This window comes from Burkholderia territorii, from assembly GCF_001718335.1.
Taxonomy (GTDB): Bacteria; Pseudomonadota; Gammaproteobacteria; order Burkholderiales; family Burkholderiaceae; genus Burkholderia; species Burkholderia territorii.
In genome coordinates this window covers 1324744-1346523 of sequence record NZ_CP013366.1, presented here as the reverse complement: position 1 = coordinate 1346523, position 21780 = coordinate 1324744, and the positions used below count along the sequence as shown (strand labels likewise).

Here is a 21780-nt window from a genome sequence, read left to right as displayed (position 1 = left end):
GGGGCTCCGTGCGCGTTCGCCCGCGGCAGCCGGCCGGCCGCGCTGAGCGATCAATCAAAGGCGACATTTTAAGCGTGGAACGCTTGCCATTGCCACGCTTCACGGGCATGTACACGGGTAGATTGTATATGGCCGAAACATTTATGAGACGAAACGGTTCCGGCGTAGAATTTCCCGATATAAATACATCATCGTCATCAGCACGTCATCGTACCGTGAGAGTTTCCGAGCGTCCTTTCGAATCATCGCCCGAATCATCCCCTACTCTGCCGATGTCCGTCCGTTATCCGCTTCTCAATCGTGAACTCGGCATCCTCGGTTTCAACGAGCGCGTGCTGGCCCAGGCGGCTGACCCGCAAATTCCATTGCTCGAGCGACTGCGCTTCATCTGCATCACCAGCAGCAACCTCGACGAATTCTTCGAAGTCCGGATGGCGGGCCTGCAGGAACAGATCCGCGACAACCCCGGCGCACTGACACCCGACGGCATGTCGCTGCAGCACGCTTACGACCTCGTCGTCGAGCGCGCGCAACGCCTCGTGCACCGCCAGTACACGATGCTGCACGAAACCGTGCTGCCGGCGCTCGAACAGGAAGGCATCTACTTCCACGCGAGCGACACGTGGAACGACGAGCAGCTCGAATGGGCGCGCCGCTACTTCCTCGATGAACTGCTGCCCGTGCTGACGCCAATCGGGCTCGATCCCGCGCACCCGTTCCCGCGCGTGCTGAACAAGAGCCTGAATTTCGTCGTCGAACTCGAGGGCCGCGACGCGTTCGGCCGCCAGGCGGTGATGGGCATCGTGCAGGCGCCGCGCGCGCTGCCGCGCGTCGTGCGCATGCCGCAGGCGCTGTCGGGCTTCGAGCACGGCTTCGTGCTGCTCAGCTCGTTCATGCAGCGCTTCGTCGGTGAACTGTTCCCGCAACTGGTCGTGAAGAGCTGCAACCAGTTTCGTATCACGCGCAACAGCGAGCTGTTCGTCGACGAGGACGAAATCACCAACCTGCGCGTCGCGCTGCAGGGCGAACTGCCCGCGCGCCACCTCGGCAACGCGGTGCGGCTCGAAGTGTCGGCCGACACGCCGGCGCATATCGTGCGGCGCCTGCTCGACGAAAGCCTGCTCGGCGAGAAGGACTGCTATCGCGTGGCCGGCTCCGTGAACCTCGTGCGGCTGATGCAGATTCCCGATCTCGTGGATCGCCCCGACCTGAAGTTCGCGCCGTTCGCGGCATCGATCCCGCCCGCGATCGTCAACGCGCCGACGATGTTCGACGCGATCGACGACGGCGACATCCTGCTGCACCACCCGTACGAAAGTTTCCAGCCGGTGCTCGAGCTGCTGCAGCAGGCCGCGAAGGATCCGAGCGTCGTCGCGATCAAGCAGACGATCTACCGCACCGGTACCGATTCGCCGCTGATGGACGCGCTGATGGAAGCCGCGCGCAACGGCAAGGAAGTGACCGTCGTCGTCGAACTGCTCGCTCGCTTCGACGAGGAAACCAACATCAACTGGGCGTCGCAGCTCGAAGCGGTCGGCGCGCACGTCGTGTACGGCGTGGTCGGCCACAAGTGCCACGCGAAGATGATGCTGATCGTGCGGCGCGTCGTGCAGCACGGCAAGGCGTCGCTGCGCCGCTACGTGCACCTCGGCACCGGCAACTATCATCCGCGCACCGCGCGCCTCTACACCGACTTCGGGCTGATGACGGCCGACCAGAAGATCTGCGAGGACGTCCACCATGTCTTCCAGCAGCTGACGGGAATCGGCGGCGAGCTCACGCTGCACGAGCTATGGCAGTCGCCGTTCACGCTGCATCCGCGCATCATCGAATCGATCCGCGCGGAGATCGACAATGCGCGTGCCGGCAAGCGCGCGCGCATCGTCGCGAAGATGAACGCGCTGCTGGAACCGTCGGTGATCGCCGCGCTGTACGAAGCGTCGCAGGCGGGCGTCAAGGTCGACCTGATCGTGCGCGGCGTATGCGCGCTGAAGCCCGGCGTGCCTGGGCTGTCGGAAAACATCACGGTGCGCTCGATCGTCGGGCGCTTCCTCGAACATCACCGCATCTACTATTTCCACGCGGGCGGCGCCGAGGACGTCTATCTGTCGAGCGCCGACTGGATGGACCGCAACCTGTTCCGTCGCGTCGAAGTCGCGTTCCCGATTCGCGATCGCAAGCTGAAGCGCCGTGTGATCGCCGAAGGGCTGTCGGTCTGCCTCGGCGACAACCAGTCGGCCTGGCAGATGCTGAGCGATGGCCACTACCGCCGGCGCCGCGCGGGCAAGACGATCCGCAACGCGCAACTCGGGCTGCTCGCGAAGTTCTGTTCGTAGGCACCGGGCGGCGCGCGGTTTCGCGTGCCGTGCCACCCAACGAAAAAGCACAGCCCGAGGGCTGTGCTTTTTCGTTTCCGACGGGGTGCCGATACAGGGCCCCCGAATCGCGTCACGCGCTCATGCTTCGAACGCAGCCGGCCGGATCGCGATGATCCGCGACGCCGGGAAACGTGCGGTGAACGTGCTGCCGCGCCCTTCCTCGCTCTGCACGTACAGGTGCGAATCGTGTCGCTGCAGCACGTGCTTGACGATCGCGAGGCCGAGCCCCGTGCCGCCCGTGTCGCGCGAGCGGCTGCGGTCAACGCGGTAGAAGCGCTCGGTGAGCCGCGGCAGGTCGGCGGCCGGAATGCCGAAGCCGCTGTCGGTGACGGAGAACACGCCCTGCGCGCCTTCGCGCCGCCATGACACGACGATCTTGCCGCCGTCCGGCGTATAACGGATCGCGTTGGTCACGAGATTCGCGAACGCACTGAAGACTTCCGTCTGCGCGCCCGTGACGCCGAGCGTCTCGTCGATCGTGAACGTGATCTCGTGATGCCCGTTCGACAGCGTGCGTGCATCTTCCTTCAGATGGTCGAACACGGCGCGCATGTCGATCGCGTGATCCATCGGCGGCTTGCTTTCGCCCTCGAGCTTCGCGAGCACCAGCAGATCGGTGACGATGTGCCGCATCCGCGACGCCTGCTGCTCCATCATGTCGAGATAGCGCGCGCGATCTTCTTCGTTCAGCGGCAGCTCGCGCATCGTCTCGAGAAAACCCGACAGCACGGTAAGCGGCGTCTTCAGTTCGTGCGATACGTTCGCGACGAAGTCGCGCCGCATCGCGTCGGTCCGCTCGAGCTCCGTGATGTCCTGCGTGAGCAGCAGCTTGCGGTTCTCGCCGTACGGAAACACCTGCACTTCCAGCACGTTCTGCCGCGAATCGCCCATCCCGCGCATCACGAGCGTCTCGTCGTAATGTTGCGCGTTCAGGTAGCGGACGAATTCCGGATGACGAACCAGATTCGTGATGTGCTGGCGCAGGTCGCGTTTCGCATCGAGCCCGAAATGCACCTCGGCGATCGCGTTGCACCATTCGATCTGGTCATGGTCGTCGAGCATCGCGACGCCGTTCGGCGACGCCTGGATCGCCTGGATGAAGCGCGAATGCTGCTGCTCGACCTGCCGCACCTGCGCATGCCACTGCTTCGCGAGCTTGTGCAGCCGGTAGTAGATTTCGCCCCAGATGCCCGGCGCGCTCGGCACCTCGCCGTAGACGGGCGCATCGAGCAGACGCCACAGGCGTTGCGTATGGAAGGTACTGAAGAAGCCCTGCGCGACCAGCATCACGACCGCGAAGCCGAGGCCCGCGATCGGGCCGGCGAACACGCCGACCAATACGCTGATCAGCACGAGCAGCACGAGCGACACGAGAAAGCGCGCCCAGATGATGTTCATGATTCAGCGCCCGAAAGAATGAACGGCATGCCGTGGCACACGGCATGTCCGGATACGTTACGCGTGCTTGGCGAGTCGGTAGCCACTGCCGCGCACGGTCTCGATCATCGCATCGCAGCCGGCCGGTTTCAAGGCCGCGCGCAATCGTTTGATGTGGACGTCGACGGTGCGCTCTTCGACGAACACGTGATCGCCCCACACCTGGTCGAGCAGTTGCGTGCGGCTGTGCACGCGCTCCGGATGCGTCATGAAGAAATGCAGCAGGCGGAATTCGGTCGGGCCGAGATCGAGCTTGATCTCGCTGCCGTCGCCGTGCGCGGCGACCCGGTGCGTGGCCGGATCGAGGCGCAGCCCGTTGATCGACACGACGTCCTCGGTCAGCTGGGGCGCGCGGCGGCGCAGCACGGCCTTGATGCGCGCCATCAGCTCCTTCGGCGAGAACGGCTTCGTCACGTAGTCGTCCGCGCCGATCTCGAGGCCGAGCACCTTGTCCTGCTCGTCGCCGCGCGCGGTCAGCATGATGATCGGGATGTGCTTGGTCCGTTCGTTGTTGCGCAGGTCGCGCGCGAACGCAATGCCGGACTTGCCCGGCAGCATCCAGTCGAGCAGCACGAGATCGGGCAGCACGTCGCTGATCAGGTTCTGCGCCTGCTCCGCGTTGTATGCGCGAATCGGACAGTGACCGGCATGCTGGAGATTCACCGAGATCAGTTCGGAAATCGCGGGCTCATCTTCAACGACGAGAATGTTGCTGGGCATCGGCACCTCTGTTCTTCCTTACGGAGTCGATTAACTGTTGGCTTCGCGATCGAGCATGTCGCGCGGCTGGTGCCGCACGTCCGTGCCCTTCACGATGTAGATGATGAATTCGGCGATGTTCTTCGCGTGGTCGCCGATCCGCTCGATCGCCTTCGCGATGAACAGGTACTCCAGGCCGACCGAGATCGTGCGCGGATCTTCCTGCATGTACGACACGAGCTTGCGCACGAACGCGCGGAATTCGAGGTCGATTTCCTTGTCGTCCTTGACGATCTGCGCGGCCGCCACCGTGTCGAGACGCGCGAACGCGTCGAGCGCGCGGCGCAGGATCGTCACGGCCATCTCGCCCGACACCTTGATCTCGGCGATGTTCACCGCACGCGCGGCCGGCTCGTCGATCAGGCGGCGCACGCGCTTCGCGATCTTCTCGGCCTCGTCGCCCGCGCGCTCGAGGTTCGTAATCGTTTTCGAAATCGACATCAGAAGGCGCAGGTCGCGCGCGGCCGGCTGCCTCCGCGCGATGATGTTGCCGCACTCCTGGTCGATGTCGACTTCCATCGCGTTCAGCGTTTCCTCGGCCGCGATCACCTTCTCGGCCGCGTCGCGGTCGAACTCGTTCAGCGCATGCATCGCGCCGACGATCTGCGACTCGACGAGCCCGCCCATTTCCAGCACTTTCGACGACACGGCATTCAGGTCCGCGTCGAACTGGCTCGACAGATGTTTATCCGACATGGTTGTTGTTCTCCGTCATCAGCCGAAACGGCCGGTGATGTAGTCTTCCGTTTCCTTGCGCACCGGCTTGATGAAGATCTTCTCGGTGTCGCCGAATTCGATCAGCTCGCCCAGGTACATGTAGGCCGTGTAGTCCGAGCAGCGCGCGGCCTGCTGCATGTTGTGCGTGACGATCACGACCGTGTAGTCGCTCTTCAGCTCCGCGATCAGCTCCTCGATGCGGCCCGTCGAGATCGGATCGAGCGCCGAGCACGGCTCGTCGAGCAGCAGCACTTCCGGACGGATCGCGATACCGCGCGCGATGCACAGACGTTGCTGCTGGCCGCCGGACAGCCCGTAACCGCTCTGGTTCAGCTTGTCCTTCACTTCGTTCCACAGCGCGGCCTTCGTCAGCGCCCACTCGACGCGATCGTCCATCTCCGAGCGCGTGAGCTTCTCGAACATCTTCACGCCGAACGCGATGTTGTCGTAGATCGACATCGGGAACGGGGTCGGCTTCTGGAACACCATGCCGATGCGCGCGCGCAGCAGCGAAATGTCGCGTTTGGTGGTCAGCAGGTTCTCGCCGTCCATCAGGATTTCGCCTTCGGCGCGCTGCTCCGGATAGAGCGCGTACATCTTGTTGAACGTGCGCAGGAGCGTCGACTTGCCGCAACCCGACGGACCGATGAACGCCGTCACCTTCCCTTCGGGAATGCGCAGGTTGATGTTCTTCAGCGCGTGGAACTTGTTGTAGAAGAAGTTGAGGTTGTTGACCTCGATCTTCGCGTTCAGCGGCGCCAGCGGACGGCCATTTGCCGCATCTTGCGTGCCGGCGGGCGCAGCGGTGCGCTCGACGGGGTTCAGGTGGCTTTCTGCCATATTCATCGGATTGCTCCGCCGTTACTTTTTCGAGAAGATCGAACGCGCCAGGATGTTGAGTCCGAGCACCCCGAGCGTGATCAGGAACACGCCCGCCCATGCGAGCGACTGCCATTCGGCGAACGGGCTCATCGCGAACTTGTAGATCGTGACGGGCAGGTTCGCCATCGGTTGGCTCATGTCCCACGAGAAGAACTGGTTCGACAGCGCGGTAAACAGCAACGGCGCCGTTTCGCCGGCGATCCGCGCGACCGCGAGCAGCACGCCCGTCACGATCCCGCCGACCGATGCGCGCAGCGTGATCTTCAGTACCATGCGCCACTTCGGCGTGCCGAGCGCGACGGCCGCTTCGCGCAGCGCGTTCGGCACGAGCTTGAGCATGTTCTCGGTCGTGCGGATCACGATCGGAATCTGCAGCAGTGCGAGCGCGATCACGCCGGCCCAGCCCGAGAAGCGCCCCGACTTCGCGACGACGATCGCGTACACGAACAGGCCGATGACGATCGACGGCGCCGACAGCAGGATGTCGTTGATGAAGCGGATCGTGCTCGCCAGCAGGTTCTTCTGGCCGTATTCGGCGAGATAGACGCCCGCGAGGATGCCGATCGGCGTGCCGACGAGCGTGCCGAAACCGCACAGCAGCAAGCTGCCGACGATCGCGTTCGCCAGGCCGCCGCCTTCCGTGTTCGGCGCCGGCGTCGATTCGGTGAACAGCTGCAGCGACAATCCGCCGACGCCCAGATGCACCGTCGTGTAGAGAATCCACACGAGCCATAGCAGGCCGAACGCCATTGCAGCGAGCGACGCGGTCAGCGCGATCGCGTTGGTCACCTTGCGCTTGCGCTGCAGGCGATTGCGCATCGCGTCGAGCACGGCGCCATTCGGCCCCGGAAAATTCATGACGGGCTCGCTCATTTCTTGCCCTCTCCTTTCTCGAGACGAAGCAGCAGCAGTTTGGAGATGGTCAGCACGATGAACGTGATCACGAACAGGATCAGGCCCAGCTCCATCAGGGCGGACGTATGCAGGCCCGGTTGCGCTTCCGCGAATTCGTTCGCGAGCGCCGACGTGATGCTGTTGCCCGGCGCGAACAGCGACACGCTGTCGAGCAGGTTGGTGTTGCCGATCACGAAGGTCACGGCCATCGTTTCGCCGAGCGCGCGGCCGAGGCCGAGCATCACACCGCCGATCACGCCGGTCTTTGTATAGGGCAGCACGACCTTCCACATCACTTCCCACGTCGTGCAGCCGATCCCGTACGCCGATTCCTTCAGCAGCACGGGCGTGACTTCGAACACGTCGCGCATCACCGATGCGATGTACGGGATGATCATGATCGCGAGGATCACGCCGGCCGCGAGAATGCCGATGCCGATCGGCGGGCCCGCCGTCAGCGGACCGAGCACCCACACGTCCTTGAACAGACGGCCGATCGGCTTCTGGAAGTATTCGGCGAAGATCGGCGCGAACACGAGCAGGCCCCACATGCCGTACACGATCGACGGAATCGCGGCGAGCAGCTCGATCGCGATGCCGAGCGGGCGACGCAGCCACACGGGCGCCAATTCGGTGAGAAACAGTGCGATGCCGAAGCTGACCGGCACCGCGATGATGAGAGCGATGATCGACGTCACGATCGTGCCGTAGATCGGCACGACTGCGCCGTAGATATCCGAGTTCGGATCCCACTCGGTTTGCCACAGGAAACCGAGGCCGAACTTCTGGATGGTCGGCAGCGACGCAATGATCAGGGAAACGATGATCCCGCCCAGCAGCAGCAGGGTCACGATCGCGGCCAGCCGTGCGAGGCCGCCGAACAGAACGTCTCCGAGACGGCTCGGCGCGCGTTGCTGCGCGGCATCGGACCGGGAAGACGTGTAGGAAATATCAGACATGGGCGCCTGTTCTGGATCGCCGGGCGCCGTAACGCCCGGCCTTACCGCACACACTGCCCGGCCGGCACGGCCGGGCAGCGAACCGCTGGATTGCTTACTCTGCGGCGACCGGCTTGCCCGATGCGTCCGTCACCTTCGTCTTCCACTGCTTGCGGATTTCCGTCTCGACCGACGCCGGCAGCGAGATGTAGTCGAGGCTGTCGGCTGCCTTCTCGCCGTTCTTGAACGCCCAGCTGAAGAACTTCAGCGTTTCGGCGCCCTGCTCCGGCTTGTCCTGCTTCGCGTGCAGCAGCACGAACGTCGCACCGACGACCGGCCATGCTTCCTTGCCCGGCTGGTTCGTCAGGATCTGGTAGAACGACTTCGACCAGTTCGCGCCGGCAGCAGCGGCCTTGAACGTTTCGGTCTTCGGCTCGACCACCGTGCCCGTCGAATTCTTCAGGGCCGTGTAGGTCATGTTGTTCTTCTTCGCATACGCCCACTCGACGTAGCCGATTGCGCCCGGCAGGCGCTGCACGAAGGCCGCGACGCCGTCGTTGCCCTTGCCGCCCGTGCCGGTCGGCCAGTTGACCGTCGTGCCTTCGCCGATCTTCGACTTCCACTCGTCGTTGACCTTCGACAGGTAGTTCGTCCAGATGAAGCTGGTGCCCGAACCGTCAGCGCGACGAACGACCGCGATGTCCGTATCCGGCAGCTTGACCTTCGGGTTCAGTGCAACGATCGCCGGATCGTTCCACTTCTTGATCTTGCCGAGGTAGATGTCGCCGAGCACCGGGCCCGACAGCGTCAGTTCGCCGGCCTTCACGCCCGGCACGTTGACGACCGGCACCACGCCGCCGACCACCGTCGGGAACTGGAACAGGCCTTCCTTCGCGAGTTCTTCATCCTTCAGCGGAGCGTCCGAACCGGCAAAATCGACCGTCTTCGCGACGATCTGCTTCAGGCCGCCCGACGAACCGATACCCTGGTAGTTCACCTTCGCGCCGCCGGACTGCTGGTAGTCGGCAGCCCATTTCGTATAGATCGGCATCGCGAACGTGCTGCCTGCGCCCGTGATGTCGGCAGCTTGCGCGGCGACTGCGAAAAGCGCGCCAGCCAGGCCGGCAATCGCGGTTTGCATCAATTTCATGAGACCTCCAGTGTGTGAGCGGATGACTACGGCACCGCGAAGGTTAGGGGCTCCTCATGACGATAATGTGACAATCGATGAAACTGGCGTGACAGTAACATGACTGGTTGAAAGGGTGTATCGGGCCCTGTGCGGGCGGCCGCGCGCCGACATCGCGGCGCGGGAATACCGGCTGGAACTGCCGGTCGGGAAGGGTCCTCGGCACCTGCATATGCGAGGCCCGAGCGAAGCGCGTGCGCCGGATGCGGTGCGGCACGCGCATCGCCGCCGGCCCTCGCGATTCAGGGTCGAAAACTTTCATCAGACGAAATTCGCGCCGAAGTCACCCTCTATTTAATAGCGCAAACCTTTGCGTCTGACGAATTGCGGCGCCCGAAAGCGCCGCCTGTCGAATCACCGGCGAGGCCGCACGTGGCCGGCCGGACCATCGTGCACCGTCGCCGGTTCAGCTCAGCTCGTCGCCGCGCGCACTGCGTCGGCGATCGCTTCCGCGTGACGGGTTGCATCGACCGCATGCTGCGCCTCGACCATCACGCGCAGCACCGGCTCGGTACCCGACGCGCGGATCAGCACGCGACCACGGCCGGCAAGCGCGCTTTCGGCCGCGTCGATCGCCGCGCGAATCGATGCGCTGCCCTTCCAGTCGGCACCCGGCTTCATCCGCACGTTGATCAGCTTCTGCGGGAACAGCGTGACGCCGTCCAGTATCTGCGCAAGCGTGCGGCCGCTGCGCTTGAGCGCCGCCAGCACGAGAAGCGCCGAGACGATGCCGTCGCCGGTCGAATGGCGATCGAGCGACAGGATATGGCCCGAACCTTCCGCGCCGAGCTGCCAACCGCGCTCGCGCAACTGTTCGAGCACATAGCGATCGCCGACGGCCGCTCGCACGAACTGCACGCCCTCGCGCTGCAGCGCGACTTCGACCGCGAGGTTCGTCATCAGCGTGCCCACCGCGCCGTCGACCTTGCCGGCAGTCGCGATCCGGTCCTTCACGAGCACGTAGAGCAACTCGTCGCCGTTGTACAGGCGGCCCGTCGAATCGACGACCTGCAGGCGGTCCGCATCACCGTCGAGCGCGATGCCGAGGTCCGCATGGTTCGCCCGCACCGCACGCACCAGTGCGTCGGGCGCCGTGGCGCCGACACCGTCGTTGATGTTGAAGCCGTTCGGCGCGACGCCGATCGGGATCACGTCCGCGCCGAGCTCGTGGAACACGTGCGGCGCAATCTGGTACGCGGCGCCGTGCGCGCAGTCGATCACGAGCTTGAGCCCGCGCAGGTCGTACGCGGCCGGGAACGTGCTCTTGCAGAACTCGATGTAACGGCCGGCCGCGTCGTCGAGGCGGCGCGCCTTGCCGAGACGGTCCGACGACGCGCATTCAAGCGGCTTGTCGAGCCATGCTTCGATCTCGGCCTCCGTATCGTCGGGCAGCTTGTTGCCGTCGGCGGAGAAGAACTTGATCCCGTTGTCCTGATACGGGTTGTGCGATGCGCTGATCACGACACCGGCCGACAGGCGCAGCGCGCGCGTCAGGTACGCGACGCCCGGCGTCGGCATCGGGCCGGCCAGCATCACGTCGACGCCGGCCGCCGAAAAGCCGGCCTCGAGCGCGGCCTCGAGCATGTAGCCCGACACGCGCGTGTCCTTGCCGATCAGCACCGTCGGACGCGCACCCGCCGCGACGTCGGCCGCGCCGGCCAACACCTTGCCGGCCGCATAGCCGAGACGCAACACGAAATCAGGCGTGATGGGCGCATCGCCCACCGTGCCGCGAATGCCGTCCGTGCCGAAATATCGACGTCCCATGGCGAACCTTCCTCCTTCGTCTTTCCAACTTTTGACTTATCGTTGCCGCGCGGCTTCGCGCACGGCATTCCAGACCTTCAGCGCATCGACCGTCGCCGCGACGTCGTGCACACGCACGATCGCCGCGCCGCGCTCGACCGCGCACAACGCGGCCGCCACGCTCGCCGCGACGCGTTCGATCGGCGGCTTGCCGCCGATCACCGCGCCGAGCATCGATTTGCGCGACATGCCTGCAAGAATCGGATACGCGCGCCCGTCGGGCCGCGCGGGCGCCGTGTCCGGCAGCGCGGCCAACAGCGCGTAGTTGTCGTCGACCACGGCCTTGCCGAATCCGAACCCCGGATCGACGCAGATCCGCTCCGGCGCGACGCCCGCATCGCGCAGCGCCTGCGCGCGGGCCGCGAGAAAGTCGCGCACGTCGGTCACGACGTCGCCGTAGTCGGGCTCGCCGACCTGCATCGTCTGCGGCTCACCCAGCATGTGCATCGCGCACAGCCCGCTGTTGCCTTCACGCACGGCGTCGATCGCGCCCGGCTGGCGGAATCCCCAGATGTCGTTGATCAGATCCGCGCCGGCGGCGAGCGCCGCCCGCATCACGGCCGGCTTGTAAGTGTCGATCGACAGCGGCACGTTCAGCGGCCGAAGCGCTTCGACGAGCGGAATCACGCGCGCGAGCTCCTCGTCGAGCGGCACGGGCGGCGCGCCGGGACGCGTCGATTCGCCGCCGATATCGATCAGGTCGACGCCTTCGGCAATCATCCGCTCGGCCTGGCGCAGCGCATCGTCGCGCGCGAGGAAGCGGCCGCCGTCGGAAAACGAATCGGGGGTGGCGTTGAGAATGCCCATCACGAGCGGGCGTTCGAACGTCAGCGAGAAACGGCCGCACTGGAGCGGCGCGGGAATGGAGGCTGAAACTGCGGAGTCGGGCACGGGCGGGAAGCGTTGATGAATGCAAAACGGGCCGGTGTGAAGCCACACCAGCCCGTGAACGGTGCTACGGCGGAGGTCAGGCCGGCGAAGCGGGCGCCGGCGCGCTGCCGGGCTTCACTTCGGCGGCCGTGCCGCCACCCGACGAATCGCCGCCAACGGCCGGCGAGCTCTTCGGCGAGCGCGGCGGACGCCCTTCCATGATGTCGTTGATCTGATCGGCGTCGATCGTCTCCCACTCCATCAGTGCGGCCGTCATCGCCTCGACCTTGTCGCGGTTCTCTTCGAGCAGGCGGCGCGCAAGGCTGTATTGCTCGTCGAGCACGCGGCGGATTTCGCCGTCGACCTTCTGCTGCGTCGCTTCCGAGATCGTGCGGGTGAAGCCGCGGCCGAACGGGCCGCTGTCGTTCTCGTCGTCGACATAGACCATCGGTCCGAGCGCGTCGGTCATGCCGAAACGCGCGACCATCGCGCGGGCCGTCTGCGTCGCCTTGTTGAAGTCGTCCGACGCGCCGGTGCTGATCAGGTTCAGGAACAGCTCCTCGGCCACGCGGCCGCCGAACAGGATCGCCAGGCGGTCGAGCAGGTAATCCTTCGAGTAGGTCTCGTTGTCATGCTCCGGCAACTGCCACGTGACACCCAGTGCGCGACCGCGCGGGATGATCGTGACCTTGTGCACCGGGTCGGCCTTCGGCAGCAGCTTCGCGATCACCGCGTGGCCCGACTCGTGGTAAGCCGTCGCGCGCTTCGCCTCTTCGCGAATCACCGCCGACTTGCGCTCCGGACCCATGAAGATCTTGTCCTTCGCGTCCTCGAAATCCTGCATTTCGACGATGCGCTTGCCGCGGCGGGCGGCGAACAGTGCCGCTTCGTTCACGAGGTTCGCCAGGTCGGCGCCCGAGAAGCCCGGCGTGCCGCGCGCGATGACCGCTGCGTCGACGTCGTTCGCAATCGGCACCTTGCGCAGGTGCACGCGCATGATCTGCTCGCGGCCGCGGATGTCCGGCAGGCCGACATAGACCTGGCGGTCGAAACGGCCCGGGCGCAGCAGCGCCTTGTCGAGCACGTCGGAACGGTTGGTCGCGGCGATCACGATCACGCCCGAGTTCGCTTCGAAGCCGTCCATCTCAACCAGCATCTGGTTCAGCGTCTGCTCGCGCTCGTCGTTGCCGCCGCCCATGCCGGCGCCGCGATGACGGCCGACCGCGTCGATTTCGTCGATGAACACGATGCACGGCGCGTGCTTCTTCGCCTGCTCGAACATGTCGCGCACACGGGCCGCGCCGACGCCGACGAACATTTCGACGAAGTCGGAACCCGAGATGCTGAAGAACGGCACCTTCGCTTCACCGGCGATCGCGCGGGCGAGCAGCGTCTTGCCGGTACCCGGAGGGCCGACCAGCAGCACGCCGCGCGGAATGCGACCGCCCAGCTTCTGGAATTTCTGCGGGTCGCGCAGGAAGTCGACGAGCTCGGACACTTCTTCCTTCGCTTCGTCGCAGCCCGCGACGTCGGAGAAGTTCACCGCGTTGTTGTTCTCGTCGATCAGCCGCGCGCGCGATTTCCCGAACGAGAACGCGCCGCCTTTGCCGCCTCCCTGCATCTGCCTCATCATGTAGAACCAGAACACGATGATCAGGATCGTCGGCCCGAGGTAGTACAACGCGGACATCAGCGCGTTCGGCTCGTCGTCGGCCTTGCCGCTGACCTGCACGCCGTACTTCATCAGATCGCCGACCATCCAGATGTCGCCGGGCGACACGATCTGGTATTTCTGCCCATCAGCCGGAGTGACGGTGAGGTTGCGCCCCTGCACGATGACGTTCTTGACCTTGCCGTTCTTGGCGTCGTCCATGAACTGCGAATAGGACACACCTTCCTGGACGCGGGGCTTGTCGAACTGCTTGAACACCGTAAACAGCACCAGTGCGATCACCAGCCACACTGCTGCCTTCGAAAACATATTGTTGTTCAAAGCACCACTCCTTCACTCGTAGACGAGCGCCTACATTTTCCTTGCGGCGCTCCTCGGTCATTCTAATCCAGTCCGACCACCCCCGCCATAAGCATTGACAACCGCCGCGATAGCGCTTCGCTTGTCTGGCAAGGGCCGGAGCCCGTTTGCGGCACCGCGCTCCGCGTCACCGCGGATGCTTCAGCTGCCGGCCCAAAATGAACGTTTCGGACGATTTGTCGCGCGACGCCTTCGGCTTGCGCGGCGCGACGACCTTAAACTGCTGTTTGAACTTTTCGACGATCTGACTGTAGCCGCTGCCGTGGAAACACTTCACGAGCAGCGCACCTTCCGGCTTCAGGTGATTCTGCGCGAATTCGAGTGCCAGATCGCACAGATGCTCGATGCGCGCCGCGTCCGCCGAGGCCACGCCGGAGAGGTTGGGGGCCATGTCGGAAATAACAAGGTCCACCGCGCGGCCTTCGAGCACCTCTTCCAGCCGGTGCAGAACGTCGTCCTCGCGGAAGTCGCCCTGGAGGAAGTGGACGTCGGCGATCGGCTCCATCGGCAGGATGTCGAGCGCAACGATCGTGCCGTCGATGCCGCCTTCGCGCTCCGCGTCACGCTTCTTGCCCTGCGCGAGCTTGTTGCGGGCATACTGGCTCCAGCTGCCCGGCGTCGCGCCGAGATCGACGATCACCTGGCCCGGACGGATCAGCTTGTCCTGTTCGTCGATTTCCTTCAGCTTGTACGCGGCACGCGCGCGATAGCCCTCCCGCTGCGCCATTTTGACGTACGGGTCGTTGATGTGGTCGTGCAGCCAGTGCTGGTTAAAGCGGTTTTTTGCCATTCGAGAGAGAGATTGCTGCTATTTGCTTCGTGAAGCCGTGCTTTTGGCGGATAATACGCGTCTTCTTCGCGCGGCTGCGGCCCCTTCCGGGGCCCAAGCCGCGATTTTACGTGGTTTCGGCGCGCGGCTGATGCGGTAACTTCCCGCGATTCGCTTCTGACGCAGTGCGCCCCTAATTTGATTTCGACATTTCCATGCCCGCCCTTTCGCTTTCCCCCGCCGAGCGCTCCGCGCTGCGTTCCCAGGCCCATGCGCTCAAGCCCGTCGTGCTGATTGGCGCCGAAGGGCTGACCGACGCCGTGCTGAAGGAAATCAAGGTGCACCTCGCCGCGCACCAGCTGATCAAGATCCGTGTGTTCGGTGACGAGCGCGACGAGCGCGTCGCCATTTACGACGAGATCTGCGACCGCCTGAACGCAGCGCCGATCCAGCACATCGGCAAGCTGCTGGTGATCTGGAAGCCCGAGGCTGCCGTGGCGGCCCCGGCCCGCGGCCGACGCGCCGGCGCGCTGCCGAGCGCGGCCGAAGCCGTCGACGACAAGAAAGGCCGTGCGCCGCGCACCGTCAAGGTCGTCAAGGTGTCGCCGAACGCGAGCCCCGTGCGTCGCCCGCGGCCGGTCAAGGTCACGGTGCGCGGCAACGAGCGCGTGACGGCGGGCGGCAACGTGAAGCGCGCGAAAAAGCGTCAGGCCAGCACGAAGCGGCCGCACCAGGGCAAGTAATCCTGCCGCGCGGCACGGGGCACCCCGTGCCGCCCTGCCGCTGCAACGCTCGAAGCGTTCAGGCGTCTCGCGCCGGCAGACGCCAGATCAGCATCAGCCCCAGCACGCTCTCGACGAGATAGAACAGGCTCGAGACGCCGTGCAGCATCCCGAAGCGGCTCGCGTACGGCGAGTTCGCGATATCGGTGCCCGCCTCCATCGCGGCCACCCGCAGCGCGTTCATGAACGGCTGCAGCGCGAAATACCCGACCAGCACGCACGCCACCATCGCCGCAACGATCCAGCGCACGCGCCGGTAATCGCCGCTGCCGCGCCGCACCTGCTGATTCGACAGCGCGAGCAGCAACACGCCGCACACGACGCCGACGATCGCCTCGATCCGGAACAACTGGGCGGCGACCGAGCCGGCCGTCATCCGCTCCAGCGTTCGGAACAGCACGGGCGCGACCGCATACCCGATCGTCAGCAGGCTGCCGACCCACACGGCCGACAGCAGACGGAACACGCGGTGCGGCATCACGTCGCCCCGCTTCAGATGTAGCTGACCGAGATGATTTCGTATTCGCGCACGCCGCTCGGTGCCTGGACGGCCGCGACGTCGCCTTCGGACTTGCCGATCAGCGCGCGCGCGATCGGCGAACTGACCGAGATCAGGCCGTGATCGATGTCGGCTTCGTCGTCGCCGACGATCTGGTACTTGACGGTGTCGCCCGACTCGAGATCCTCGAGTTCGACCGTCGACGCGAAGACCACGCGGCCTTCGGCATCGAGCACGGTGGGATCGATGACCTGCGCGGCCGACAGCTTCGATTCGATTTCCGCGATGCGACCCTCGATGAAGCCCTGCTTTTCTTTCGCAGCGTCGTATTCGGCGTTTTCGGACAGATCGCCCTGTGCGCGGGCCTCCGCGATCGCGTTGATCACGGCCGGCCGCTCGACGGACTTGAGGCGCTGCAATTCATCGCGCAGTTGCTCTGCGCCACGCTTTGTCAACGGAATGGTGCTCATAAACGGCTCAATCGCTAAAAACGGCTATAAAAAAAATCACCGCGATTAAGCGCATTCCCGGCGAACCGGAAACACCGCTTAACCGCGGCACGTGTTGCTTCGACAGGTAACTGACCGCTTAGTTTAGGCGAGCATGAAGACCTTGTAAATCATAGACTTCCAGATCCTTCAGGTAGCGCAAGCCTTCGACGGCCGCGCGCGCGCCCGACATCGTCGTGTAGTACGTGACCTTGTGCGCCTGCGCGCTCATGCGGATCGAACGCGAATCGGCGATTGCCTGGCGCGTCTCGTCGACCGTCGTGAACACGAGTGCGATCTCGCCGTTCTTGATCATGTCGACGATGTGCGGACGGCCGTCCTTCACCTTGTTGACGACCTTCACCGGCACGCCGGCCGCTTCGATCGCGGCGGCCGTGCCCTTGGTCGCGACGATCGGGTAGCCGAGGTCGTGCAGCATGCGCGCGACTTCGACGGCCTTCGGCTTGTCGGCGTCCATCACGGTCAGCAGCACCGTGCCCGACTCCGGCAGGCGCGAGCCCGCTGCGAGCTGCGACTTGAACAGCGCCTCGCCGAACGTGCGGCCGACACCCATCACTTCGCCGGTCGAACGCATTTCAGGCCCGAGGACCGGATCGACGGTCGGGAACTTGACGAACGGGAACACCGCTTCCTTCACGCTGAAGTACGGCGGCTCGACTTCCTTCGTCACGCCCTGCTGCGCGAGCTTCTGGCCGACCATCGCGCGCGCCGCGATCTTCGCGAGCGGCAGGCTGGTTGCCTTCGACACGTACGGCACCGTGCGCGATGCGCGCGGGTTCACTTCGAGCACGTAGATGATGTCCTGCTTCGAGCCGTCCGCCTGCGGCACCTGCTGGATCGCGAACTGCACGTTCATCAGGCCGACCACGTTCAGCGCCTTCGCCATCGCGCCCGTCTGGCGCTTCAGCTCGGCAACGGTTTCCTTCGACAGCGAGTACGGCGGCAGCGAGCATGCCGAGTCGCCCGAGTGGACGCCCGCCTGCTCGATGTGCTCCATCACGCCGCCGATGAACACCGACTCGCCGTCGCAGATGCAGTCGACGTCGCACTCGATCGCGTCGTTCAGGAAGCGGTCGAGCAGCACCGGCGAATCGTTCGACACCTTCACGGCCTCGCGCATGTAGCGCTCGAGGTCACGCGGCTCGTGGACGATTTCCATCGCGCGGCCGCCCAGCACGTACGACGGGCGCACGACGAGCGGGTAGCCGATTTCGGCCGCCAGCGCGAGCGCTTCTTCTTCGGCACGCGCGGTGCGGTTCGGCGGCTGGCGCAGGCCGAGGTCCTGCAGCAGCTTCTGGAAACGCTCGCGGTCTTCGGCCGCGTCGATCATGTCCGGCGACGTGCCGATGATCGGCACACCGTGCGCCTCGAGGTCGAGCGCGAGCTTCAGCGGCGTCTGGCCGCCGTACTGGACGATCACGCCGACCGGCTTTTCCTTGTCGACGATCTCGAGCACGTCTTCCAGCGTCAGCGGCTCGAAGTACAGGCGGTCGGACGTGTCATAGTCGGTCGACACCGTTTCCGGGTTGCAGTTGACCATGATCGTTTCGTAGCCGTCCTCGCGCATCGCGAGCGCCGCGTGCACGCAGCAGTAGTCGAACTCGATGCCCTGCCCGATCCGGTTCGGGCCGCCGCCGAGCACCATGATCTTCTTGTTGGTGGTCGGCTGCGCCTCGCACTCTTCCTCGTAGGTCGAGTACATGTAGGCCGTCTTGGTCGCGAACTCGGCCGCGCAGGTATCGACGCGCTTGTAGACCGGGCGCACGTTCAGTTCGACGCGGCGGCGGCGGACGTCTTCCGGCGTCGCGCCGAGCAGCTTCGCGAGGCGACGATCGGAGAAGCCGCTCTGCTTCAGGAAGCGCAGCTCGTCGAACGTCAGCGATGCGAGCGTGCGGCCCGACAGCGCCTTTTCCTTCAGGATGATCTGTTCGATCTGCTCGAGGAACCACGGGTCGATCGCCGTTTCCGCGAAGATTTCCTCGGCCGTCATGCCGATGCGGAATGCATCGCCGACGTACCAGATGCGGTCCGGGCCCGGCTCGTGGATCTCGATCGCGATCTCGTCGCGGTCGGTCGACTTCTCGTCGAGACCGTCGACGCCGACCTCGAGGCCGCGCAGCGCCTTCTGGAACGATTCCTGGAACGTGCGGCCGATCGCCATCACTTCGCCGACCGACTTCATCTGCGTGGTCAGGCGCGAATCGGCTTCACGGAACTTCTCGAACGCGAAACGCGGGATCTTCGTGACGACGTAGTCGATCGTCGGCTCGAACGATGCCGGCGTCTGGCCGCCGGTGATTTCGTTCTTCAGCTCGTCGAGCGTGTAGCCGACCGCCAGCTTCGCCGCGACCTTCGCGATCGGGAAGCCGGTCGCCTTCGATGCGAGCGCCGACGAACGCGACACGCGCGGGTTCATCTCGATGACGACCATGCGGCCGTCCTTCGGGTTGATCGAGAACTGCACGTTCGAGCCGCCGGTGTCGACGCCGATCTCGCGCAGCACCGCGAGCGATGCGTTACGCAGGATCTGGTATTCCTTGTCGGTGAGCGTCTGCGCCGGCGCGACCGTGATCGAGTCGCCGGTGTGCACGCCCATCGGGTCGAGGTTTTCGATCGAGCACACGATGATGCAGTTGTCGGCGCGGTCGCGCACGACTTCCATCTCGTATTCCTTCCAGCCGAGCAGCGACTCTTCGATCAGCAGCTCGCGCGTGGGCGAAAGATCCAGACCGCGCTTGCAGATCTCCTCGAACTCCTCGCGGTTGTACGCGATGCCGCCGCCCGAGCCGCCGAGCGTGAACGACGGGCGAATCACGACCGGGTAGCCGCTGCCGCCCGTCTCCGCCATGATCTGCGCGTGCACCTTGGTCGCTTCTTCCATCGAGTGCGCGATGCCCGACTTCGCGGAGCCGAGACCGATCTTGGTCATCGCTTCCTTGAACTTCTGGCGGTCTTCCGCCTTGTCGATCGCTTCCGGCGACGCGCCGATCAGCTCGACACCGAACTTCTCGAGCACGCCGTGGTGGTGCAGGTCGAGCGCGCAGTTCAGCGCGGTCTGGCCGCCCATCGTCGGCAGGATCGCGTCCGGGCGCTCCTTCTCGATGATGCGCGCGACGACTTCCCACGTGATCGGCTCGATGTAGGTGACGTCGGCCGTGTTGGGGTCGGTCATGATCGTCGCCGGATTGCTGTTCACGAGGATGACCTTGTAGCCCTCTTCACGCAGCGCCTTGCAAGCCTGCGCGCCCGAATAGTCGAACTCGCAAGCCTGGCCGATGATGATCGGGCCGGCGCCGATGATGAGGATGCTTTTGATGTCTGTGCGTTTTGGCATGGCTTGTGAATTCAGTAAGTAATCTTTGTCGTGGCGTTGTCGCGGATCGGCGGTTGCGCTCAGCTCATGGTGGCGAGCGCAAGCTTCACCGAGAAACCGATGAACAGGCCGCCCACGCTGCTCGCCGCGCCCGCCGCGAGCTTGCGGCGGCGGCGGAAATGCTCGGCAAGCCGTGCGCCCGCGAAGATCAGCGTGCTCAGGTACAGGAAGCTCGCGCATTGCGCGATCGCCCCGAGCACGACGAACGACAGCGCGGGATGCGGGAATGCCGGGTCGACGAACTGGATGAAGAACGAGATGAAGAACAGGATCGCCTTCGGATTCAGGAGGCTCACGATCAGCGCCTTGCGGAACGGCGTGTCGAAGGACTGCTCGCCGTCGACCGCGCGCGGCGCATCGGCCAGCTCATCGTCGCGCGCGCGCAGCTTCCGCCACGCGCCGCGCAGCATCCCGGCACCGATGTACAGCAGATACGCGGCACCGCCGTACTTGACGACGGAGAACAGCAGCGGGTTCGCCTTGAGCAGCGACGCGACGCCCGCGGCGGACAGCACCATCAGCACCGTGTCGCCGACGAACACACCGCAGGCCGCGCGATAGCCGGCCTTCACGCCACGCTGCGCCGCGAGCGACAGCACGTACATCGAGTTCGGCCCCGGCAGCAGGATGATGAAGATCACGCCGAACACGTAGGTCCAGATATCCGTGATGCCGAGTGCGTGGCCGAACATGATGCGAATCTCCCGTTCTTCGGTTGCTTCGGTTGCGTCAGGCGGAGCGCTGCTTCGCCGCGTCCATCAGGGCGGTGAAACGGTCGAACAGATACGCGATGTCGTGCGGGCCGGGCGACGCTTCCGGGTGACCCTGGAAGCAGAATGCCGGCTTGTCGGTCAGCTCGAAGCCCTGCAGCGTGCCGTCGAACAGCGACACGTGCGTTACGCGCGCGTTGGCCGGCAGCGAATCCGCATCGACCGCGAAGCCGTGGTTCTGCGACGTGATCACCACGCGGCCATCGCCGAGATCCTTCACCGGGTGGTTCGCGCCATGGTGGCCCGTCTTCATCTTCAGCGTCTTCGCGCCGACCGCGAGGCCCATGATCTGGTGGCCGAGGCAGATGCCGAAGGTCGGCACGCCGCGCTCGATGAATTCGCGGGCTGCCGCGATCGCGTAGTCGCACGGCTCCGGGTCGCCCGGGCCGTTCGACAGGAAGATGCCGTCCGGATTCAGCGCCAGCGCATCGGCCGCGCTCGCCTCGGCCGGCAGCACCGTCACGTGGCAACCGCGCTCCGCGAGCATGCGCAGAATGTTGTACTTGACGCCGAAGTCGTACGCGACGACGCGGTACTTCGGCGCTTGCTGCATGCCGTAACCGCTGCCGAGGCGCCACTCGGTCTGCTTCCACTCGAACGGCTTCGTGGTCGACACGACCTTCGCGAGATCCATGCCGGCGAGGCCCGGGAACGAGCGCGCGAGTTCGATCGCCTTCGCCTCGTCATTCGAGCCGGCCAGGATGCAGCCGTTCTGCGCGCCCTTGTCGCGCAGGATACGGGTCAGCTTGCGGGTATCGATGCCGGCGATCGCGACGACGCCTTCGTCGCGCAGGTAGTCGCCGAGCGTGCGCTCCATGCGGAAGTTCGATGCGAGCGTCGGCAGATCACGGATGATCAGGCCGGCGGCATGGACTTTCGTGGCTTCGACGTCTTCGGCGTTGACGCCGACGTTGCCGATATGCGGGTAGGTGAGCGTGACGATCTGACGCGCGTAGCTCGGATCAGTCAGGATTTCCTGATAGCCGGTAATCGCGGTGTTGAACACGACTTCACCGATCGTGTGGCCTTCGGCCCCGATCGAATAACCACGAAAGACCGTGCCGTCGGCGAGTGCAAGCAAGGCGGGAGAAAAAGACGGCAACACGGGAGGCTCCTTGGGGAACACCCTGCTGCCGACCTGTTTACCCTGCCGCGCGAGCGCCGCGCTGCGTAGGC

18 protein-coding genes are annotated in these 21780 nt (G+C 65.0%); 2 read left to right on the top strand and 16 right to left on the bottom strand.

Translation table 11 applies throughout. From position 1 onward, the window contains the following. The first annotated feature begins 272 nt into the window (after window positions 1–272). Window positions 273–2336, top strand: a complete 2064-nt coding sequence (ppk1, locus tag WS51_RS16890) for a polyphosphate kinase 1 (RefSeq protein WP_059449348.1) — start codon at window positions 273–275, stop codon at window positions 2334–2336. 120 nt (window positions 2337–2456) lie between these two features. Here the strand turns inward: ppk1 and phoR are convergent, their stop codons facing one another. From phoR to WS51_RS16830, 11 genes are all read right to left on the bottom strand, one after another. Further along, complete coding sequence (gene phoR, locus WS51_RS16885; RefSeq protein ID WP_059449349.1) at window positions 2457–3776, bottom strand: phosphate regulon sensor histidine kinase PhoR; 1320 nt, start codon at window positions 3774–3776, stop codon at window positions 2457–2459. A gap of 57 nt (window positions 3777–3833) precedes the next feature. After that, entirely contained in the window at window positions 3834–4535 is a 702-nt protein-coding gene (gene phoB / locus WS51_RS16880; RefSeq protein ID WP_006750313.1) for a phosphate regulon transcriptional regulator PhoB, read from the bottom strand. Between the two features lie 30 nt (window positions 4536–4565). Further along, on the bottom strand, window positions 4566–5270 hold the full coding sequence (gene phoU / locus WS51_RS16875; protein ID WP_059789907.1) for a phosphate signaling complex protein PhoU: 705 nt from the start codon (window positions 5268–5270) through the stop codon (window positions 4566–4568). Between the two features lie 18 nt (window positions 5271–5288). Then, window positions 5289–6137: a phosphate ABC transporter ATP-binding protein PstB gene (gene pstB / locus WS51_RS16870; protein ID WP_059506092.1), complete on the bottom strand. Its 849-nt coding sequence runs from the start codon at window positions 6135–6137 to the stop codon at window positions 5289–5291. A 15-nt stretch (window positions 6138–6152) separates the two neighbouring features. Next, window positions 6153–7046 (bottom strand): phosphate ABC transporter permease PstA, encoded by an 894-nt coding sequence (pstA, locus tag WS51_RS16865; protein WP_059465600.1) that lies wholly within the window; start codon window positions 7044–7046, stop codon window positions 6153–6155. Further along, window positions 7043–8026, bottom strand: coding sequence for a phosphate ABC transporter permease PstC (gene pstC, locus WS51_RS16860; protein WP_059506089.1), 984 nt, complete (start codon window positions 8024–8026; stop codon window positions 7043–7045). The genes pstA and pstC overlap by 4 nt, the downstream gene beginning before the upstream one ends. Window positions 8027–8120: 94 nt before the next feature. Further along, complete coding sequence (pstS, locus tag WS51_RS16855; RefSeq protein WP_059506087.1) at window positions 8121–9155, bottom strand: phosphate ABC transporter substrate-binding protein PstS; 1035 nt, start codon at window positions 9153–9155, stop codon at window positions 8121–8123. A gap of 450 nt (window positions 9156–9605) precedes the next feature. Further along, window positions 9606–10961: a phosphoglucosamine mutase gene (gene glmM, locus WS51_RS16845; RefSeq protein WP_059870358.1), complete on the bottom strand. Its 1356-nt coding sequence runs from the start codon at window positions 10959–10961 to the stop codon at window positions 9606–9608. Window positions 10962–10997: 36 nt separating this feature from the next. Next, complete coding sequence (gene folP / locus WS51_RS16840) at window positions 10998–11891, bottom strand: dihydropteroate synthase (protein ID WP_151004157.1); 894 nt, start codon at window positions 11889–11891, stop codon at window positions 10998–11000. Window positions 11892–11967: 76 nt separating this feature from the next. Further along, window positions 11968–13863 carry an ATP-dependent zinc metalloprotease FtsH gene (ftsH, locus tag WS51_RS16835; protein WP_059449357.1) on the bottom strand — a complete coding sequence of 632 codons (1896 nt, stop codon included), beginning with the start codon at window positions 13861–13863 and terminating at the stop codon, window positions 11968–11970. A 166-nt stretch (window positions 13864–14029) separates the two neighbouring features. After that, complete coding sequence (locus tag WS51_RS16830) at window positions 14030–14692, bottom strand: RlmE family RNA methyltransferase (RefSeq protein WP_059506083.1); 663 nt, start codon at window positions 14690–14692, stop codon at window positions 14030–14032. Window positions 14693–14886: 194 nt separating this feature from the next. On the opposite strand from WS51_RS16830, the gene WS51_RS16825 reads away from it, so the two are divergent. Further along, window positions 14887–15414, top strand: coding sequence for a YhbY family RNA-binding protein (locus WS51_RS16825; protein ID WP_059449359.1), 528 nt, complete (start codon window positions 14887–14889; stop codon window positions 15412–15414). Window positions 15415–15472: 58 nt separating this feature from the next. Here WS51_RS16825 and WS51_RS16820 read toward each other — a convergent pair whose 3' ends face one another. From WS51_RS16820 to carA, 5 genes are all read right to left on the bottom strand, one after another. After that, window positions 15473–15931 (bottom strand): DUF4149 domain-containing protein, encoded by a 459-nt coding sequence (locus WS51_RS16820; protein WP_059449360.1) that lies wholly within the window; start codon window positions 15929–15931, stop codon window positions 15473–15475. Window positions 15932–15945: 14 nt separating this feature from the next. Beyond that, window positions 15946–16422 carry a transcription elongation factor GreA gene (gene greA / locus WS51_RS16815; protein WP_021163362.1) on the bottom strand — a complete coding sequence of 159 codons (477 nt, stop codon included), beginning with the start codon at window positions 16420–16422 and terminating at the stop codon, window positions 15946–15948. 118 nt (window positions 16423–16540) lie between these two features. Then, window positions 16541–19795 carry a carbamoyl-phosphate synthase large subunit gene (gene carB, locus WS51_RS16810; protein WP_059449361.1) on the bottom strand — a complete coding sequence of 1085 codons (3255 nt, stop codon included), beginning with the start codon at window positions 19793–19795 and terminating at the stop codon, window positions 16541–16543. A 59-nt stretch (window positions 19796–19854) separates the two neighbouring features. Beyond that, the gene (gene leuE / locus WS51_RS16805) at window positions 19855–20526 is read right to left on the bottom strand and encodes a leucine efflux protein LeuE (protein WP_069229480.1); all 672 of its coding nucleotides are present in this window, start codon (window positions 20524–20526) and stop codon (window positions 19855–19857) included. 37 nt (window positions 20527–20563) lie between these two features. Next, complete coding sequence (gene carA / locus WS51_RS16800; protein WP_059506081.1) at window positions 20564–21709, bottom strand: glutamine-hydrolyzing carbamoyl-phosphate synthase small subunit; 1146 nt, start codon at window positions 21707–21709, stop codon at window positions 20564–20566. Window positions 21710–21780: the final 71 nt, after the last annotated feature.

Excerpts from the sequence above, each read along its gene's own strand:
- pstA (WP_059465600.1), bottom strand. The coding sequence starts at position 7,046 with ATGAGCGAGCCCGTCATGAATTTTCCGGGGCCGAATGGCGCCGTGCTC.
- phoB (WP_006750313.1), bottom strand. The coding sequence starts at position 4,535 with ATGCCCAGCAACATTCTCGTCGTTGAAGATGAGCCCGCGATTTCCGAA.
- WS51_RS16825 (WP_059449359.1), top strand. The coding sequence starts at position 14,887 with ATGCCCGCCCTTTCGCTTTCCCCCGCCGAGCGCTCCGCGCTGCGTTCC.
- phoU (WP_059789907.1), bottom strand. The coding sequence starts at position 5,270 with ATGTCGGATAAACATCTGTCGAGCCAGTTCGACGCGGACCTGAATGCC.
- phoR (WP_059449349.1), bottom strand. The coding sequence starts at position 3,776 with ATGAACATCATCTGGGCGCGCTTTCTCGTGTCGCTCGTGCTGCTCGTG.
- WS51_RS16820 (WP_059449360.1), bottom strand. The coding sequence starts at position 15,931 with ATGCCGCACCGCGTGTTCCGTCTGCTGTCGGCCGTGTGGGTCGGCAGC.
- pstC (WP_059506089.1), bottom strand. The coding sequence starts at position 8,026 with ATGTCTGATATTTCCTACACGTCTTCCCGGTCCGATGCCGCGCAGCAA.
- glmM (WP_059870358.1), bottom strand. The coding sequence starts at position 10,961 with ATGGGACGTCGATATTTCGGCACGGACGGCATTCGCGGCACGGTGGGC.
- pstB (WP_059506092.1), bottom strand. The coding sequence starts at position 6,137 with ATGAATATGGCAGAAAGCCACCTGAACCCCGTCGAGCGCACCGCTGCG.
- leuE (WP_069229480.1), bottom strand. The coding sequence starts at position 20,526 with ATGTTCGGCCACGCACTCGGCATCACGGATATCTGGACCTACGTGTTC.
- WS51_RS16830 (WP_059506083.1), bottom strand. The coding sequence starts at position 14,692 with ATGGCAAAAAACCGCTTTAACCAGCACTGGCTGCACGACCACATCAAC.
- ppk1 (WP_059449348.1), top strand. The coding sequence starts at position 273 with ATGTCCGTCCGTTATCCGCTTCTCAATCGTGAACTCGGCATCCTCGGT.
- greA (WP_021163362.1), bottom strand. The coding sequence starts at position 16,422 with ATGAGCACCATTCCGTTGACAAAGCGTGGCGCAGAGCAACTGCGCGAT.
- pstS (WP_059506087.1), bottom strand. The coding sequence starts at position 9,155 with ATGAAATTGATGCAAACCGCGATTGCCGGCCTGGCTGGCGCGCTTTTC.
- carB (WP_059449361.1), bottom strand. The coding sequence starts at position 19,795 with ATGCCAAAACGCACAGACATCAAAAGCATCCTCATCATCGGCGCCGGC.